Raw genomic sequence first — 19,656 nt, 5'->3', positions numbered from 1 at the left:
GTTTTTTCGCGTCATCAATACTTCTCAGTTTGCTCCCCGGTCTCCACGCGGTCGCCGGGGCGTCCAGCGTCCGGTGCCGCCTGCGCGGCGGCACGCCGGGCCCGGCGCCGCTTGCCACCGGTGATGTAAAAAAGTACAGACAGCGGTATCATGCAGTACACGAGGAAAGTCATCACGCCCGCGACGAAGGACGTTTCCGTCGCTGCCATCAGGATGACGACATAACTCCAGCCGATTGCGACGATCCACATACGTTTCTCCAGTTGATTGCCAGACTTTAACTACGCGACTTAACCAAGCCGATTCTAACGGACGCCGACATGAATATGCCCGACCCACAAGCTTTCGCCACCACCTGGATGAACCAGTTCACCGATCCCTCGGCGTGGCAGGGGTGGTTGAACCTGCCCGCGGCCGGTGGCATGCAGGCCGCCGCCGCCAATCCGCTGGCCGGCGTGTTCAAGGATTTCAACGTGACGATCGCCCCGGCCAAGCTCGACACCTTGCGCCAGGATTACCTGCAGAAAGCAGGGCGCTTGTGGCAGGATTTCATGGTCGGCAAGACCCCGCAACTGCAGGACAAGCGGTTTTCCAGTTCCGAATGGACGGCGACGCCCTTCGCCGCCATCACGGCCGCCTCCTACCTGCTCAACAGCGAATTCATGGTAGCCCTGGCCGACGCGGTCGAGGCCGGTCCGCGCGAGCGCCAGAAGATCCGTTTCACGGTCCAGCAAATGGTCGACGCCATGTCGCCCGCCAATTTCCTGGCAACGAATCCGGAAGCCCAGGCCAAGCTCATCGAATCGAAGGGCGAGAGCCTGACCAGGGGCTTGCAGAACATGCTGGAAGACCTGCGCAAGGGGCGCATTTCGCAGACCGACGAATCGGCCTTCGAGGTGGGCAAGAACGTCGGCACCAGCGCCGGCCAGGTGGTCTATGAAAACGACCTGTTCCAGCTGATCCAGTACAGCCCGGCGACGCCGACCGTGCGCGCCCGTCCCCTGCTGATGATCCCGCCGTGCATCAACAAGTTCTACATCCTCGACCTGCAGCCGGAAAACTCGCTGGTGCGCTATGTCGTCGAGCAGGGCAATACCGTGTTCATGGTCTCGTGGCGCAATCCGGACAAATCGATGGCGAACCTGTCCTGGGACGATTACGTCGAACGCGGTGCGATCGAGGCGATCCGGGTCACGCGCGAAATCAGTAACCAGGACAAGATCCACGTCTTCGGTTTCTGCGTCGGCGGCACGATCGCCGCCAGCGCGCTGGCGGTACTCGCCGCGCGCGACCAGCAGCCGGCCGCCAGCCTCTCGCTGCTGACGACCCTGCTCGACTTTTCCGACACCGGCGTGCTGGAGGTCTTCATCGATGAAGACCAGGTGGCGCGGCGCGAAGCCTCGCTGGCCAAGGGCGGCATCATGCCGGGACGCGACCTGGCGACGACCTTCTCGGCCCTGCGTCCGAACGACCTGGTGTGGAACTATGTCCAGCAGAACTACCTGAAGGGCAAGGTGCCGCCGGCATTCGACTTGCTGTACTGGAATGCCGACAGCACGAACCTGCCGGGACCGATGTTCTGCTGGTACCTGCGCAACACCTATCTCGAGAACAAACTGAGGGTGCCGGGCCAACTGACGGTCTGCGGCGTGCCGGTCGACCTCGGGCGCATCGAGGCGCCGGTCTTCGTCTACGGCTCCAAGGAAGACCACATCGTGCCGTGGCCGGCCGCGTTCGCCTCGATGAATTTGCTGAACCCGAAAAAGCCGAAGGCGAACCGCTTCGTGCTGGGCGCCTCGGGCCATATCGCCGGCGTGATCAATCCGGCCTCGAAGGGCAAGCGCAGCTACTGGGTGAATGACAAGCTGAACGAGAAGAAGGGCCGCAAGGGGCCGCTGTCGCCCGACGAATGGTTCGCCGGCGCGCAGGAAAACAAGGGCAGCTGGTGGCCGGAATGGGCCCGCTTCCTGCAGGAGAATGGTGGCGAAGAAGTGCCGGCGCCGACTGCATTCGGCAATGCGCAATACCAGCCGACCGAACCGGCACCGGGCCGTTATGTGAAGGCACGGGCGGACTGAACGGACAAAGTGCGAGACCCAGGTGTGTCTTGCCTTGAAATAAATTCAGTGGCAAAAGCGATAATTGCTGCACCTGCGCATCGAACGTGGTATTTTTAGTTGGTTCGTCCTGTTGGGCAACATCCATGGCCTCCTGGACGCACCGACGCCGGCCTATTGAACAATCTTCGCAGCGCCGCCCATAAGGCGGACGCAACATGGAACTTGAGATGAGTAGTGCAAAAAACAGTACTGAACGCCTGATCAAGAAATACCCGAACCGTCGTCTCTACGACACCCAGACCAGCTCCTACATCACCCTGACGGACGTGAAGCAGCTGGTCCTCGACGCCGACGAGTTCACGGTGGTCGACGCCAAGACGAATGAAGACCTGACCCGCGCGATCCTGCTGCAGATCATCCTGGAAGAGGAAGCGAACGGCGCGCCGATGTTCTCGAGCGCCGTGCTGGCCCAGATCATCCGTTACTACGGCCACGCGATGCAGGGGATGATGGGTTCCTACCTGGAAAAGAACGTCCAGGCCTTCACCGACATCCAGAACAAGTTCACCAGCAACGCCGCCGGCGCCCTCGAAGGCAAACCCTTCAGCCCGGAAATGTGGACCCAGTTCATGAACGTGCAAGGCCCGATGATGCAGGGCATGATGAACAACTACATCGACCAGAGCAAGAACCTGTTCATGCAGATGCAGGAGCAGATGCAGAACCAGAGCAAGGTGTTGTTCAGCGCGTTTCCGTTTCCGCCGGTGCCGCCGACGGACAAGAAGTAAGCTCGTCTGCGGACTTCGCGGCGCTGTTGCGTGGGGTATTCCTGGTCCGCATGATCCGCGTGGGCTCGGAGAGCCCACCCTACGGAAAACGCCGCGGACGGGCGCTGCCGCGAGCCCGTGACCTCAACCGTAGGGCGGGCTCCCGAGCCCACGCGGAGTCAAAAAAACGATAACGGTGCAGGCAACAGCCCCGTTATCGCTCGTATAAATTAAAACTCTTCCCAGCTGTCGGCACCCGCCGCGACCGCCTTGCGGGCCGGCGCTGCTTTCACTGCCGGTAACTGCCGCTGCGGCGACACCGCCCGGCCCAGCGCCTTCGTCTCATTCCCCAACTGGAACACACTGACCAGCTGCGCCAGCGCCCCGGCCTGCTGCTGCATCGCCTGCGCCGCCGCCGCCGCTTCCTCGACCAGGGCCGCATTCTGCTGGGTCACCCCATCCATCTCGATCAGTGCGACATTGATCTGCTCGATGCCGCGCGACTGTTCCCCGCTCGCGACCGTGATGCCTTTCACCAGCGTCGCCACCTGGCGGATGCTGTCGACGATTTCGTGCATCGTGCTGCCGGCCTCGTCCACCAGCTTGCTGCCGGCGTCGACCTTGTCCACCGAATCGGCGATCAGGCCCTTGATTTCCTTGGCCGCGGCGGCCGAGCGCTGGGCCAGGTTGCGCACTTCGCTGGCGACGACCGCAAAGCCGCGGCCCTGTTCGCCGGCGCGGGCCGCTTCCACGGCCGCGTTCAGCGCAAGGATATTGGTCTGGAAGGCGATGCCGTCGATGACGCCGATGATGTCGACGATCTTCTTCGAGGAATGGTTGATCGCGCCCATCGTGCCGACCACGTCAAGCACGACGCTGCCGCCGCGTTCGGCGACCTTCGAGGCGGCGCGCGCCAGGGTGTCGGCTTGCGCCGCATTGTCCGCATTGTGCTTCACGGTCGCGGTCAGTTCTTCCATCGACGAGGCCGTCTCTTCCAGGGTGCCGGCCTGGGATTCGGTGCGGCTCGAGAGATCGGCGCTGCCGCCGGCGACTTCGGCGGAGGCCTGGGCGATGCTGTCGGTGGCAACGCGGACCTGGCCGACCAGGCTGGCCAGGTTGTCGCGCATGGTGCGCAGGGCGAACAACAGGCTGCCCGTGTCGCCTTCGCGCACCGTGATCGGCACGTTCAGGGCGCCTTGCGCGATCTGTTCGGCGATCGTCGCGGCATACAGCGGCTCGCCGCCCAGCTGGCGCAGCAGGCCGCGGGTAATGGTCCAGGCGAGCAGGGCGCCGATGGCCAGCGCGCCGAGGGTGATCAGCGCGGTCTGCACGCGCGCGGCCTCGTGGGCGGCGCCGGCTTCGCGGGCGGCTTCGGCGACCAGGCCTTCCTCGTGCTTCACCATGGCGTCCATCGCCTCGATGGTCTTGGCCTGCAGCGGCTGCAGTTCGAGCAGCAGCACGCGGTTCGAGGCTTCGCGCTCGCCTGCCTTGACCAGCGTGGTCATCTTCGTGACCACGTCGACCGCGGCAGCGCGGCTGGCGGTGATCTTGTCGAGCGCCGCTTTTTCTTCAGGCGTCGTGGCCAGGGCTTCGAGGCGCTTGAAGGTGTCGGCATAGACTGCGCGGTTCGCAGCCAGGCGCTTGTTTTCGGCCTCGATCTCGGCCGGGTCGTGCATCAGGGCGATGTTGCGGCCGTTCATGATCGCGTTCATGACCGATTGGCGGATCTCCATGATCATGCCGAGCTTGACGTTGTCATGGCTGACGATGCGGTCGAGTTTGCCCTGGATGGTGGCCATGCGGGCCAGGCTGCCGACGGCCATGCCGACCATGATGACGAGCATGATGGAAAAGGCGAGGGCAAGACGCTTGCCGACGCCAAGTTTATTGATATTCATGTGGAGAAACCGGTGAGAGTAGGCTGTTCGGGAACCGGAAAGTATATCCACATGGAAAGTATCAGTGGTTTCCAGAAAACGACACCCTGGCACCAGCTGTGGAAATCCACAGCCGCGAAACGCCCACCCGGTGGTCCCCCCGTGTGCGTTCAGGTACAATCGCAGATTGCCCGTTTACTTTGTCGCCTCCTGCCCATGCTCGAACTCCGCCGCAATCCCGTCCCCGCCGCCAACCCTGAGACCGCAGTTGGTGCACCTTCGGCTGCCCCAGCCGCCGCACCGAAGGTCGGTTTCGTCTCGCTCGGCTGCCCGAAGGCGCTGGTCGACTCGGAACAGATCCTGACCCAGCTGCGCGCCGAGGGTTACCAGACCGCCAAGTCGTATGCCGGTGCCGACCTCGTGATCGTCAACACCTGCGGCTTCATCGATGCCGCGGTGCAGGAGTCGCTCGACGCGATCGGCGAGGCCCTGGCCGAAAACGGTAAAGTCATCGTCACCGGCTGCCTGGGCGCGAAGAAGGACGCCGCGGGCGACGACATCATCACCAAGGTGCACCCGAAGGTGCTGGCCGTGACCGGCCCGCATGCGATGGCCGAAGTGATGGAGTCGGTGCACCTGCACCTGCCGAAACCGCACGATCCCTTCATCGACCTGATGCCGGACCATGGCGTCAAGCTGACGCCGAAGCACTACGCGTATTTGAAGATTTCCGAAGGCTGCAACCACCGCTGCAGTTTCTGCATCATCCCGTCGATGCGCGGCGACCTGGTCTCGCGCCCGATCCATGAAGTGCTGATCGAAGCCGAAAACCTGTTCAAGGCCGGCGTCAAGGAACTGCTGGTGATTTCGCAGGACACGAGCGCGTATGGCGTCGATGTGAAATTCCGCACCGGCTTCTGGAACGGCCGCCCGATCAAGACCCACATGACGCAACTGACCGAGGCCCTGGGCCAGCTGGCGCGCCAGTACGACGCCTGGGTGCGCCTCCACTACGTCTACCCGTATCCGCACGTCGACCAGGTCATCCCGCTGATGGGCGACGGTCACGTGCTGCCTTACCTCGACATCCCGATGCAGCACGCGCACCCGGACGTGTTGAAGCGCATGAAGCGTCCGGCTTCCGGCGAAAAGAACCTGGACCGCATCCTGGCCTGGCGCAAGATGAATCCGGACCTGACGATCCGCTCGACCTTCATCGCCGGCTTCCCGGGCGAGACGGAAGCCGAGTTCGAATACCTGCTCGACTTCCTGCGCGAAGCGCAGATCGACCGCCTGGGCTGCTTCGCCTATTCGCCGGTCGAAGGCGCGACCGCCAACGAACTGGCCAACCCGGTGCCCCAGGAAGTGCGCGAAGAGCGCCGTGCGCGCGTCATGCTGCTGCAGGAAGAAATCTCGCTCAAGCGCCTGCAGGCGAAGGTCGGCAAGACCATCCGCGTGCTGGTCGACGAAGTCGGTCCGCGCGAAGCGATCGGCAGGTCGAGCGCCGACGCGCCGGAAATCGACGGCGTGGTCCACATCAAGCGCTCGCTGGTGCCGGGTAAATCGAAGCTGGCCGTCGGCCAGTTCGCCGACGTGGTCGTCACGAAGGCGGACGCCCACGACCTGTGGGCCACCCTGGCCTAAAGGACGCGCCGACCATGACGAAGAAGTCGCTCCAGACCCAGATCATCCACACGGATTACACGGCCCCGGGCGGCTTCGCCGCCTTCCCGCCGGCCATCCACCACGCCTCCACCGTGCTGTTCGAGAGCGTCGCGGCGATGCGCTCGGGCGAGTGGAAAGAGAAGAACGCCTATACCTACGGCCTGCACGGCACGCCGACCACCTTCACCCTGGAAGCGCGCCTGGCCGAGATCGAGGACGCGCGCCACTGCCTGCTCGCGCCCTCGGGCCTGGCGGCGATCGCGATGGTGGACTTCGCGCTGCTCAAAACCGGCGACGACGTCCTGCTGCCCGATAACGTCTACAACCCGAATCGCGAACTGGGGCGCTGGCTGTCGAACGATTTCGGCATCACCGCACGCTATTATGATCCGCTGGTCGGCGCCGGTATCGCCGACCTGATCCAGCCGAACACGAAGCTGGTCTGGACCGAGGCGCCGGGTTCAGTGTCGATGGAAGTGCCCGATCTGCCTGCGATCTGCGCCGCGGCGCATGCGCGCGGCGTGCTGGTCGCGCTCGACAACACCTGGTCGGCGGGCCTCGCATTGCGCGGCTTCGACCTGGGCGTGGACATCATCATGCAGGCGCTGACCAAATACCAGTCGGGCGGCTCGGACGTCCTGATGGGCGCCGTGATGACGCGCGACCGCGCCGTGCACGACAGGCTGGCGATGGCCCACATGCGCCTCGGCCTCGGCGTGAGCGCGGACGACGCGTATCTGGTGATGCGCGGCCTGCCGAGCATGAAGCTGCGCTTCGAGGCCCACGATGCCGGCGCACGCCGGGTCGCGGCCTGGCTCAAGGCGCGTCCCGAAATCACCAGCGTGCTGCATCCCGCCTTCGAGGACTGCCCGGGTCACGCTACCTGGCAGCGCGACTTCAGCGGCGCCGGCGGCCTGTTCTCGGTCATCTTCGACGAGCGCTACACGGAGGAGCAGACCGACCGCTTCGTCGACTCGCTCGCGCTGTTCGGCCTCGGCTACAGCTGGGGCGGCGCGAACAGCCTGGTGATGCCCTACCGGATGGCGGCGATCCGCCGCAACTGGGAAGGCAAGGGGACCCTGGTACGCTTCAATATCGGCCTTGAAAGTACGGACGACCTGATTGCCGACATCGAGCAGGCGCTCGGCCAGCTACAGAAGTAAGCAACCTGGTCTGGACAAGGAAACCACCGCATGCGGTGGTTTTTTTTACATCTGGGCCCGGCTCGCTCGATCCCCCACTGTCTGCTCCGCGCAACACATTCCTCCGGCAGGTGGCGCGCACGCCCGGCGCCTTGAGGAAGACCATTGCCATACGGCAACTCCATGATAAAATATTTCTCATTAGAAAGACCGCTTGTCGAAACAGCATGGTCTTCGCATTCAACGCAGAGAGAAACTGGGGTTTATGGCGCTTACCGACATCGTTCGGCGTGAGGAAGTCCTGTGGGCATTGGGGAGCCTGTGCGGCCTGTATCGGCTCCCATTCGACAGTGGATTGGTCGCCCAGCAATTTCCACCCCCATATTGCGTTGCCAGCTTCCACGAGATGGCGCGCGCCGTCGGCATCCGCACGGGCAGCTGCGCCGTCGCCGGCCTCGACTGGCAACAGCTTCCCCTGCCTGCCATCGCTTTCCTGCGCACGCCGCAGGCGGACGGCAGCGAAGTGCATTCCCTGCTGCTCATCCTGAAGACCGATGGGCAGACCCTGAGCTGTTTTCGTGCCGGTTCCGAGGTCGCCGAATCGATCGCGATCGACGAGGCCGGCCTGCGCTTCGCGCCCGAGCTGCTCCTGTTCGGCAAGGAAACGACGATCGAAGCCGGCCCGGACGCGGAGATCGCCGGTTTTAGCAGCGAAAAAAAGCCCTTCGGCTTCCGCTGGTTCCTGCCCGAGCTGGTGAAACACAAGGCGATCTGGCGCGACATCCTGCTCGCCTCGCTGGCGATCCAGCTGGTCGGCCTGGCGACGCCCCTGTTCACCCAGGCGATCATCGACAAGGTGGTCGTGCACCAGACCCAGAATACCCTTGCCGTGCTGGCTGTCGGCCTGCTGATGTTCATGGTCTTTACCTCGGGCATGACCTGGCTGCGCCAATACCTGGTGCTGCATACGGGAAACCGGATCGACGCCGTGCTCGGCAGCGAGGTGTTCCGCCACCTGCTGCGCCTGCCCTTGCCTTACTTCGAGCAGCGTCCGACCGGCACCCTGGTCGCGCGCCTGCATGGCGTCGAGACGATCCGCGAATTCATCTCGGGCGCGGCCGTCACGCTGATCCTCGACCTGCCTTTCCTGCTGATCTTCCTGGCCGTGATGTTCAGCTACAGCTGGCAGCTCTCGCTGATCGCGCTCGGCCTGCTCGGCGTCATCGCCGTGATGGGCATCCTGGTCACGCCGCTGTTTCGCGATCGCCTGAACAGGCAGTTCATGCTGGGCGCGCGCAACCAGGCCTTCCTGACCGAATACCTGGCCGGCATGGGCACCGTGAAATCGCTGCAGATGGAACCGGACGTCGACCGCAAGTACGGCGACCTGCTGGCCCAGTCGCTGGCAGCCGGCTTCTCGACCAAGCAGGTAGGCAACACCTATAACGTCGCCGCCAATGCGGTCGAGCAGGCGATGACGCTGTCCATCCTGCTGGTGGGCGCGCTGCTGGTCATGCGTAACGACGGCTTTACCATCGGCATGCTGGTCGCCTTCCAGATGTTCGCCGGCCGCATGAGCCAGCCGATGCTGCGGCTGTCCGGCCTGTGGCAGGAGTTCCAACAGGCGAACATCGCCGTGAAGCGCCTGGGCGACATGATGGACATGCCGACCGAGCCCCACGCGATGGTGCCGAGCCGCGAAGCCCGCGGGCAGGGCGCGCTCGAGCTGGTCAACCTGGCCTTCCGCTATTCCGAGCACCACCCCTGGCTGTACCGCAACCTGAACCTGTCGTTCAAGCCGGGGCGCCTCTCCGTGCTGATGGGGGCTTCGGGCTGCGGCAAGAGCACCCTCGCCAAGCTGCTGCTGGGCTTTTACCAGCCGGGCGACGGCCAGGTCCTGCTCGATGGGCGCGACATCCGCTTCCTGGCCGCGAATGAACTGCGCCGCAGCTTCGGCGTCGTGCCCCAGGAGACCGTGCTGTTTTCCGGCACGATCTACGACAACCTGGTGATGGCGCATCCGCATGCCAGCTTCGACGACGTCATCGCCGCCTGCAAGGCCGCCGAGATCCACGACACCATCGACAAGTTGCCCCAGGGCTACCAGACCGAGATCGGCGAGCGCGGCACCGGCCTGTCCGGCGGCCAGCGCCAGCGCCTGGCGATCGCGCGCGCACTGCTGCGCAACCCGAACATCCTGATTTTCGACGAAGCCGTGTCGAACCTGGACCAGCAGACCGCCGAGGGCTTCGCGCGTACCGTGAACTCCCTGAAGGGCAAGGTCACGATGGTCTTCATCACGCACCAGATTCCGCGTGGCCTGCAGGTCGACGAAGTGTTCAGCTTCGACCGCTCCGCCGCAACCCGCAGCCATCCCGCAGCAAAAATGCAGGTCGTGCCGCCCGCCGCGCAAGCACCCGCCGCCTGATTCCCCAGCCTTCCGACGTAAAACAAGAGGAAACCCATGACCACCACGAATTCGTCCGTCACCACCACGCTGTCGTCCACCGTCGACGACCTGATCCTGACGGGCAGTGCCGACATCAACGGCACCGGTAATGCGCTGAACAACACGATCACCGGCAACAGCGGCGCCAACGTCCTCGATGGCCGCGGCGGCGCCGACACGCTGATCGGCGCGGCCGGCGACGACACCTATGTGGTCGACAACGCCGGCGACCGCGTGGTCGAGAACGGGGGCGAAGGCACCGATACGGTCCAGTCCAGCGTGACCTACACCCTGGGTGACAACGTCGAGAACCTGACCCTGACCGGCTCCGGTTCCGTCAACGGCACCGGTAACGCCCTCGATAACGTCATCACCGGCAACAACGGCGCCAACATCCTGAGCGGCCTGGACGGTAACGACACCCTGATCGGCGCGGCCGGCAACGACACCCTCGACGGCGGGACCGGCATTGATACCATGAGCGGCGGCACCGGCGACGACGTCTATGTGGTCGATGCCGCCGGCGACAGCGTGATCGAAGCGGCGGGCGGCGGCAGCGACACCGTCCAGTCGAGCATCGACTACACCCTGGGCGACAACGTCGAGAACCTGACGCTCACGGGCACGGCCGACCTGGCCGGCAGCGGCAATGCGCTCAACAACCTCATTACGGGCAACAGCGGCGCGAATACGGTGCAGGCCGGCGCCGGTGCCGACACCGTCAATGCCGGCGCCGGCAACGACTTCGTCTTCGGCGGCGACGGCAACGACATCCTCAACGGCCAGGCCGGCGACGACAGCCTGGTCGGCGAAGCGGGCAACGACCTGATCGATGGCGGCCTGGGTGCCGACACGATGGAAGGCGGCAGTGGCGACGACACCTATGTGGTCGACAACGGCGGCGACCTGGTGGTCGAAGCGGCCGGCGCTGGCGTCGATACCGTGCAGTCGAGCATCGGCTACACCCTGACGGAAAACACCGAGAACCTCGTGCTGACCGGCAGCGCCGTGCTCGAAGGCAGCGGCAACACGCTCGACAATGTCATCAACGGCAACAGCGGCGCCAACGTCCTGTACGGCCTGGAGGGCAACGATACGCTGAACGGCAACGGCGGCGACGACCGCCTGGTCGGCGGCCTCGGCAACGATACCCTGGACGGCGGCACCGGCGTCGACCGCATGGAAGGCGGCAGCGGCGACGACACCTATGTGGTCGACAACAGCGCCGACGTGGTCAGCGAACTGGCCGGCGAAGGCATCGACAAGGTGCTGGCGGGCGTCAACTACACCCTGAGCGCCGAGGTCGAGAACCTGACGCTGACCGGCAGTGCCGGCACCGGCGCCGGCAACGAGCTCGACAACACGATCAGCGGCAACAATGGCAACAACCTGCTGTTCGGCATGGACGGCGCCGACGTCCTCTTCGGTAACGCGGGCAACGACACCCTGGACGGCGGCCTCGGCGCCGACACCATGGACGGCGGGCAAGGCGACGATACCTATGTGATCGACCAGGCGGGCGACCGCGTCACCGAGGCGGTGGGCGTCGGCAACGACACGGTACGCTCGAACATCAGCTACACGCTGACCGACAACGTCGAGAACCTGGTGCTACTGGGCAGCGAAGACCTGGACGGCATCGGCAACACGCTGGCCAACGTCATGACCGGCAACGCCGGCAACAACAGCTTCGCGGCGGGCGCCGGCAACGACACCCTCAACGGTGGCGCCGGCAATGACCTGCTGCTGGGCGAAGCGGGCAACGACCTCCTCGACGGCGGCCTCGGCGCCGACCGCATGGAAGGCGGCAGCGGCGACGATACCTACATCCTCGACGATGCGGGCGACCTGATCATCGAAGGCGCGGGCGCAGGCACCGACCTGGTCAACGCGGGCATCAGCTATACGCTGACCGACAACGTCGAGAACCTGAACCTGACCGGCACCCAGGACATCGCGGGCACCGGCAACGAGCTGAACAACATCATCAACGGCAATGCCGGCGCCAACGTCCTCGACGGCCTGGCAGGCAACGACACCCTCAATGGCGGTCTCGGCAACGATACCCTGATCGGCGGCGAAGGCAACGACGCCCTGAACGGCGACGGCGGGGACGACCAGCTGCAAGGCGACGCCGGCAACGACGTGCTCAACGGCGGCACGGGTAACGACCGCATGGCCGGCGGCCTGGGCGACGATACCTTCATCGTCGACAGCGTGCTGGACCTGGTGGTCGAGAACGCAAGCGAAGGCCTCGACACGGTGCAGTCCGGCGTCGACTACACCCTCACCGCCAACACCGAGAACCTGGTGCTGACGGGCGGCGCCGGCACGCGCGGCACCGGTAACGAGCTTGACAACACGGTCACCGGCAATAACGCGAACAACAGCTTGTTCGGCCTCGAAGGCAAGGACACGCTGGCCGGCCTCTACGGCAACGACACCCTCGACGGCGGCCTCGGCGCCGACCTGATGCAGGGCGGCTACGGCGACGACGCCTACATCGTCGAGAATGCGGGCGACGTCGTGGAAGAACTGGCCGGCGCCGGCACCGACACCGTGTATTCGAGCATCGACTACACGCTTACCGCCAACGTCGAGAACCTGACCCTGACCGGCACGGATGACCTGAACGGCGCCGGCAACGCGCTCAACAACATCATCACCGGCAACAGCGGCAACAACACCGCCGCCGCCGGCGATGGCGCCGACACCGTCTACGCGGGTGCCGGCAAGGACAGCATCAGCGGCGGCAACGGCAACGACGTTCTCTACGGCGAGGCGGGGGACGACCAACTCTTCGGCGACGCCGGCAACGACATCGTGAACGGCGGCGCGGGCGCGGACCGCATGGCGGGCGGCCTGGGCGACGACACCTTCGTGGTCGACGACAACGGCGACCTGGTCGTCGAAGCGGCGGGCGAGGGCACCGACCTGGTCCAGTCGAGCATCACCTACACCCTCACCGACAATGTCGAAAACCTGACCCTGACCGGCACGCTCGACATCGACGGCAATGGCAACGAACTGGCCAACATCATCAACGGCAACACCGGCGCGAACGTCCTCGACGGCAAGGCCGGCAACGACACCATCAATGGCAACCTCGGCAACGATACCCTGATCGGCGGCGACGGCGACGATACCCTCAACGGCGACCTCGGCGACGACCGCCTGCAGGGCGATGCCGGCAAGGACCTGCTCAACGGCGGCGTGGGTGCCGACAGCATGGCCGGCGGCACGGAGGACGACGTCTACGTCGTCGACAATGCGGGCGATCTGGTTGTCGAGAACGCGGGCGAGGGCAGCGACACGGTCCAGTCCTCGATCACCTATACCCTGACCGACAGCGTCGAAAACCTGGTGCTCACCGGCGGCGCGGTCATCAACGGCAGCGGTAACGAGCTCGACAACGTCATCACCGGCAACAATGCGGCCAATACCCTGAACGGCGGCGCGGGCATGGACACGCTGGTCGGCAACGGCGGCGACGACATCCTCGACGGCGGCAGCGGTGCCGACCTGATGCAGGGCGGCGTCGGCAACGACACCTATGTGGTCGAGGATGCGAAGGATGCCGTCGTCGAGGGCGCGGGCGCCGGCACGGACACCGTGCAGTCCTCGATCGATTACACCCTGACGGCCAATGTCGAGAACCTGGTGCTGACGGGCGCCGCCAACCTGTCCGGCAGCGGCAACGCGCTGGCCAACAGCATCACCGGCAACGCCGGCAACAACCTGATCGACGGCGGCGCAGGCATCGACACCATGGCCGGCGGCGCCGGCGACGACACCTATATCGCCGACAACACGGCCGACCTCATCACGGAAGCGGCAAACGCCGGCACCGACATCGTCTATGCTAGCGCGAACTACACGCTCTCGAACAACGTCGAGAACCTGGTCCTGACCGGCGCCGCCGCGATCAACGGCACCGGCAACGCGCAGGACAACCTGATCACGGGCAACGACGCGGCCAATGTTCTCTCCGGCATGGCCGGCAACGACACCATCCTCGGTGGCGCCGGCAACGACACGCTCGACGGCGGCGTCGGCAACGACGTCCTCATCGGCGGCAGCGGCAACGACACCTACGTCATCGACAACGCGGCCGACCGCATCGTCGAGAACGCGGGCGAGGGCGTGGACACGGTCCAGTCCAGCTTCTCGACTTCGCTGGGCGAACAGCTCGAGAACCTGACCCTCACCGGCAGCGCCAACCTCGACGGCAGCGGTAACGATGCCGACAACCTCATCACGGGCAACGGCGGCAACAACGTTCTCGACGGCGGCGCCGGCAACGACACCCTGGTCGGCGGCGCCGGCAACGACACCCTCGTCGGCGGCGCCGGCGCGGACAGCCTGCAGGGCGGCAGCGGCGACGACATCTATGAAGTGGACACGGCCGACACCGTCGTCGAGGCGGCGGGCGGCGGTACCGACACGGTGCGCGCGGGCTTCAGCTACACCCTTGGCGCCAACGTCGAAAACCTGGTGCTGCAAGGCACTGGCGACCTGAACGGCACCGGCAACGCGCTGGCCAACAGCATCCTCGGCACGAGCGGCGCCAACGTCCTTGACGGCGGCCTCGGCGCCGATACCCTGGCCGGCGCTGCCGGCGACGATACCTATATCGTCGACAACGCCGGCGACGTCGTGATCGAAGCGGCGGGCGAGGGCGTGGACACCGTGCTGGCCAGTGCGACGACCCTGCTGTCGGCGAACGTCGAGCACCTGGTACTGACCGGCAGCGCCAACATCAACGGCAGCGGCAATGCGCTCGACAACACCATCACCGGCAACAGCGGCGCCAACCTGATCGACGGCGGCGCGGGCAACGACATCCTGAATGGCGGCGCCGGCAGCGATACCCTGCTGGGCGGCGCGGGCGACGACCGCCTGGACGGCGGTTTTGACGCCGACATGCTGCAGGGCGGCGCCGGCAACGACGTCTACCTGGTCGACAACGCCGGCGACACCGTCGTCGAAGCGGCCGGCGCTGGCGTCGACACGGTCTACGCCAGCGCCAGCCACGTGCTGGGTGCGAACGTGGAAAACCTGGTCCTGACCGGCGGCGCCAACCTGCAGGGCAGCGGCAACGCCTCGGACAACGTCCTGACCGGCAACAGCGGCGACAATCTCCTGTCCGGCATGGCCGGCAACGACACCCTGGCCGGCGGTGCCGGCAACGACCTGCTGCTGGGCGGCGCGGGCAAGGATACCTATCTGTTCGGCGCGGGCGACGGCAACGACCGCGTGATCGATTCGGAAGGCAGCGGCACGCTCGCCATCCGCGGCGGACTCACCGCCGCCGACCTGCATGCCGGGCAGTCCGGCAATGACCTCGTCCTGACCATCGTCGCCACCGGCGACAGCATCGTGCTGGCCGACTGGCTGGTCCAGTCCGAGGGCGTGACGGAGATCGTGTTCGACGACGGCACCACGCTCGACCATGGCGGCATCGCCGGCCTGCTGAACGCGGCGCCGACCGCAGCGGACGACCTGCTGGCGCTGGGCGAAGACGACGGACTGCTGAACGTCCCCGTGACCCGGCTGCTGGCCAACGACACCGACCCGGACGCCGGCGACGTGGTGACCGTGATCGCGGTCGGCCAGTCGGCGCTCGGCGTGGACCTGAGCCTGCAGGACGGCATGCTCGGCTACGACATCGGCGACGCTTACCAGAGCCTGGCGGCGGGCGAGGTTGTGGAAGACAGCTTCACCTACACCATCGCCGACGCCATGGGCGAAACCTCGACCGCGACGGCCCACGTGCGCATCGTCGGCGTCAACGACGGTCCGGTGACGGCCGGCGACAGCGCCGCCACGGCGGAAGACAATGCCGCCGCGGTGACCGGCAACGTACTGGCCAACGACAGCGACATCGACCGCGGCACCGTGTTGCAGGTGGCCGCGCCGGGCAGGTATGAAGGCGTCTACGGCAATCTCACCATCGCCCAGGACGGCAGCTACAGCTACGCCCTGAACGCGGGGGCCGCGAACGTGCAGGCCCTGAACGCGGGCGAAACCGTGACCGACACCTTCGCCTACGTGGCGACCGACGGCATCGCCGGCAGCGCAGCGAACCTGACCATCACGATCGCCGGCGCCAACGACGCGCCGGTGGTGAGCGCCGACGTGGCGCAGGTCAGCGAAGACCTGGCCCCGGCCGTCAGCGGCAACCTGCTGGCCAACGACCGCGATGCGGACGCGGGCACCGCGCTGGCCGTGGCGGCACCGGGCACCTATGCCGGCATCTACGGCAGCCTGGTGGTGGCGCAGGACGGCGGCTACACCTACACCCTGGACAACAGCCTGCAGGCAGTGCAGGCGCTGGGCGCAGGCCAGACGGTCGTCGACCGCTTCAGCTACCTCGCCACCGACGGCAGCGCGCAGTCGGCATCGGAACTGGCCATTACGATCACCGGCACCAACGACGCGCCGGCGGTGAGCGCCGACGTGGCGCAGGTCAGCGAAGACCTGGCCCCGGCCGTCAGCGGCAACCTGCTGGCCAACGACCGCGATGCGGACACGGGCACCACGCTGGCCGTGGCGGCACCGGGCACCTATGCCGGCATCTACGGCAGCCTGGTGGTGGCGCAGGACGGCAGCTACAGCTACAACCTGGACGACAGCCTGCAGGCAGTGCAGGCGCTGGGCGCCGGCCAGACGGTCGTCGACCGCTTCAGCTACCTCGCCACCGACGGCAGCGCACAGTCGGCATCGGAACTGGCCATTACCATCACCGGCACCAACGACGCGCCGCTGGTCAGCGCCGATACCGCCCAGGTGGGCGAGGACGGCACGCTCGTCGCCAGCGGCAACCTGCTGGCCAACGACCACGACGTCGACGCCGGCTCCGTGCTGGCAGTGGCGGCGCCGGGCACCTATGCCGGCATCTACGGCAGCCTGGTGCTGGCCCAGGACGGCAGTTACACCTACAGCCTGGACAACGGCTCGCAGGTCGTGCAGGCCCTCGCCGCGGGCCAGACCGTGGTCGACAGCTTCAGCTACCTCGCCACCGATGGCCAGGCGAATGCCGCCTCGCAGTTCGCGGTCACCATCACCGGCACCAACGACGTGCCGGTGCTGGCCGCCGACAGCGCGCGCCTGACCGAAGACGCGGCCGGCGTGAGCGGCAACCTGCTGGCCAACGACCGCGATGTCGACGCCGGCACCCGCCTGGCGCTGACCAACGCCGGCACCGTGACCGGCAGCCTGGGCAAGCTGACCCTGGCCCAGGACGGCAGCTACAGCTACCAGCTCGACACCGCCGCTGCGCAGTCGCTGGGCCGCAATGCGAGCGTCACCGAGCGCTTCGTGGTCAAGGCCAGCGACGGCATCGCCGGCGCCGCCTCGACCCTGGACATCACTGTCGCCGGCGTGAACGACGCACCGATCGTGGTGACGCCGCTGGCCGACCATGACGTCACCTTCAACAAGGCCTTCTCGTTTGCGCTCCCGGCCGGCAGCTTCAAGGACATCGACAAGGGCGACACGCTGAGCTACACGGCCGCCCTGGCCGACGGTAGCGCGCTGCCGACCTGGCTGAAGTTCGACGCGGCCACCGGCACCTTCTCGGGCACCTCGCCCAAGCAGGTCGGCAAGATCGATGTGCGCGTCACGGCCACCGACGCCGCTGCCGACGGCAGCACGGCCGGCAGCCTGTCGGCGTCGGACGTGTTCACGCTGGCGGTCAGCCACGGCAACGAAGGCCTGGGCAATGGCGAGGACGCTGCACCGGCGGGCCACGACACCAACCAGAACGACGGCCCGGGCACGTCGCCGGGCAACCCTGGTTCGGCCGGCAAGAAGCTGTCGCTGTCGGCTGGTGTCACGGCGTCGAACGGCGTGGCGACCCTCGCGGTTGCCGCCGCGGTCGAAGCGCCCGCTGCCGGCACTGCCAGCGGCCCGGCGGTGCCGAGCTACCTGAACTTCAACAAGGTCGCCGAGTTCGCGCTGCCCGCCCCGGTTGTCGCCAACACGACCTCGGCGCAGGCCTTCGGCGCCTGGCTGGCGGTCGATCTCGCGGTCTCGAAGGCGCAGGCGGACAGCAAGACGCTGACCTGGGCCGACGAACGCAATGGCGTCGACACCACGGTGCTGGCGCAGGCGAGCAGCGGTTTCCTCGGCTCGACCACCGCCTTCGGCGGCGGCCAGGCCTCGCTGGCCGCGATCGGCGGCGTCGAGCTGAAGGGCTTCGAAGGCCTCGGCAAGGGTACGAAGAAAATCAAGTAAGTCCGGAAGGCCGGGACCGCGGGTCCCGGCCACCTTACATTAACCAGATGAGTCATCGTCCGTGAACAGCAAAAAAACCAGCGCGTGGTCCGGTTACCCCGCCAGCGCACTCGATTTCTCGCCGCCGCTGCTGCGCCTGCAAGGCAAGGCGCCGAATCCGCTTGGCCGCAAGGTGCTGTGGGCCTTGCTGCTGCTGTTGGCCGGGATGGCGGTGTGGTCGATCGTCGGCCGCCTCGACATCGTCGCGGTCGCGGAGGGCAAGCTCGTGCCGCAGAGCTATGTGAAGATCGTCCAGCCCGCCGAGTCGGGCATCGTCAAGGAGATCCTGGTGCGCGAAGGCGACAGCGTGCGCGCCGGGCAGGTGTTGATGCGCATGGATACGCTGCTGACCGACGCCGACGCCAACTCCGTGCAGTCCGACCTGCAGGGCAAGCGCCTGGCGCTGCGCCGTATCGATGCCGAGCTGGCCGATGCGCCTTTCCACAGCCAGGCGGGCGATTCGGCCCACCTCGCCGCCGCCGCGCAGGCGCAGTACCGGGCCGACCGCGCCGCTTTCGAGGCGGCACTGGCCGAGGAGCGCAGCCGCCTGGCCAAGGCGCGCCAGGACCTGGCAGCCGCCCTCGAGGTCGAGCACAAGTTCAGCGCCATCCTCCCGCATTACCGCGAACAGGAAAAAGCCTTCGAAAAGCTCGGCCGCGACGGTTTCGCGAACGGCGTGCTGGTCAGCGACAAGCGGCGCGAACGCATCGAAAAGGAGCAGGAGCTCGCGACCCAGTCGCACATGATCGAATCGGCACGGGCCGGCGTGCGGCAATCGGAGATGAAGCTGGTCCAGATCGACTCCGACTACCGGCGCCAGCTGCACGTCGAGCGCGGCGAGGCCCAGCGCGCCGTCGACCAGCTGTCGCAGGAGCTGGCCAAGCAGACCCACCGCAAGGAACTGATGGAACTGAAGGCGACCCAGGACAGCGTGGTCAAGGACCTGGCGACCCATTCGATCGGCACCGTCGTGCAGCCCGGCACCGTGCTGCTGACCCTGGTGCCGCGTAACGAAAGCCTGCGCGCCGAAGTCTGGCTGTCGAACGACGACATCGGTTTCGTGAAGGAAGGGCAGACCGTCAGGATGAAGTTCGCCGCCTTCCCGTTCCAGAAGTACGGCATGGTGCAGGGGCGGGTGGAGCACATCGGCGCCGATGCGGTCGACGCCGCGCAGGAGGGCGCGCCGGCCGCCGCGCCCGGCGCCACGCCGCGTTCGACCTACAAGGCGCTGGTCGCGCTCGACGCCTCGGCGCTCGAAGCCGACGGCACGCGCTTCCCGCTCAGCGCCGGCATGCAGGCGAACGCCGAAATCCTGCTCGGCACCCGCACCGTGATCGAATACCTGCTGTCGCCGATGCAGAAGGCCTGGCACGAAGCGGCCCGCGAGCGTTGAGGACAAGCGCCGGGCGGCGCGGCAAA

General features: G+C 66.4%; 9 protein-coding genes. 7 read left to right on the top strand and 2 right to left on the bottom strand.

The features are described 5' to 3' along the window. Window positions 1-14 precede the first annotated feature (14 nt). Window positions 15-251, bottom strand: a complete 237-nt coding sequence (locus ACI48I_RS18305; protein WP_498575012.1) for a hypothetical protein — start codon at window positions 249-251, stop codon at window positions 15-17. A gap of 69 nt (window positions 252-320) precedes the next feature. On the opposite strand from ACI48I_RS18305, the gene phaC reads away from it, so the two are divergent. Both phaC and phaR read left to right on the top strand, forming a co-directional pair. Then, window positions 321-2,078, top strand: a complete 1,758-nt coding sequence (gene phaC, locus ACI48I_RS18300; protein WP_498575011.1) for a class I poly(R)-hydroxyalkanoic acid synthase — start codon at window positions 321-323, stop codon at window positions 2,076-2,078. A gap of 209 nt (window positions 2,079-2,287) precedes the next feature. Next, complete coding sequence (gene phaR, locus ACI48I_RS18295) at window positions 2,288-2,848, top strand: polyhydroxyalkanoate synthesis repressor PhaR (RefSeq protein WP_193686131.1); 561 nt, start codon at window positions 2,288-2,290, stop codon at window positions 2,846-2,848. 209 nt (window positions 2,849-3,057) lie between these two features. Here phaR and ACI48I_RS18290 read toward each other — a convergent pair whose 3' ends face one another. After that, on the bottom strand, window positions 3,058-4,725 hold the full coding sequence (locus ACI48I_RS18290) for a methyl-accepting chemotaxis protein (protein WP_498575010.1): 1,668 nt from the start codon (window positions 4,723-4,725) through the stop codon (window positions 3,058-3,060). A 195-nt stretch (window positions 4,726-4,920) separates the two neighbouring features. Here ACI48I_RS18290 and rimO point away from each other — a divergent pair, with 195 nt between their 5' ends. The 5 genes from rimO (at window position 4,921) to ACI48I_RS18265 (ending at window position 19,630) form a co-directional block, all read left to right on the top strand. Continuing rightward, window positions 4,921-6,348, top strand: a complete 1,428-nt coding sequence (rimO, locus tag ACI48I_RS18285; RefSeq protein WP_193686129.1) for a 30S ribosomal protein S12 methylthiotransferase RimO — start codon at window positions 4,921-4,923, stop codon at window positions 6,346-6,348. A 14-nt stretch (window positions 6,349-6,362) separates the two neighbouring features. Further along, the gene (locus tag ACI48I_RS18280; protein ID WP_498575009.1) at window positions 6,363-7,532 is read left to right on the top strand and encodes a cystathionine beta-lyase; all 1,170 of its coding nucleotides are present in this window, start codon (window positions 6,363-6,365) and stop codon (window positions 7,530-7,532) included. Window positions 7,533-7,776: 244 nt separating this feature from the next. Next, window positions 7,777-9,939, top strand: a complete 2,163-nt coding sequence (locus ACI48I_RS18275) for a peptidase domain-containing ABC transporter (protein ID WP_498575008.1) — start codon at window positions 7,777-7,779, stop codon at window positions 9,937-9,939. Between the two features lie 36 nt (window positions 9,940-9,975). Further along, entirely contained in the window at window positions 9,976-18,198 is an 8,223-nt protein-coding gene (locus ACI48I_RS18270; protein ID WP_498575007.1) for a beta strand repeat-containing protein, read from the top strand. Window positions 18,199-18,259: 61 nt separating this feature from the next. Further along, complete coding sequence (locus ACI48I_RS18265; protein ID WP_498575006.1) at window positions 18,260-19,630, top strand: HlyD family type I secretion periplasmic adaptor subunit; 1,371 nt, start codon at window positions 18,260-18,262, stop codon at window positions 19,628-19,630. Window positions 19,631-19,656: the final 26 nt, after the last annotated feature.

This window comes from Massilia sp. LXY-5 (assembly GCF_059801075.1).
This window is presented reverse-complemented; position numbering and strand designations above follow the sequence as displayed.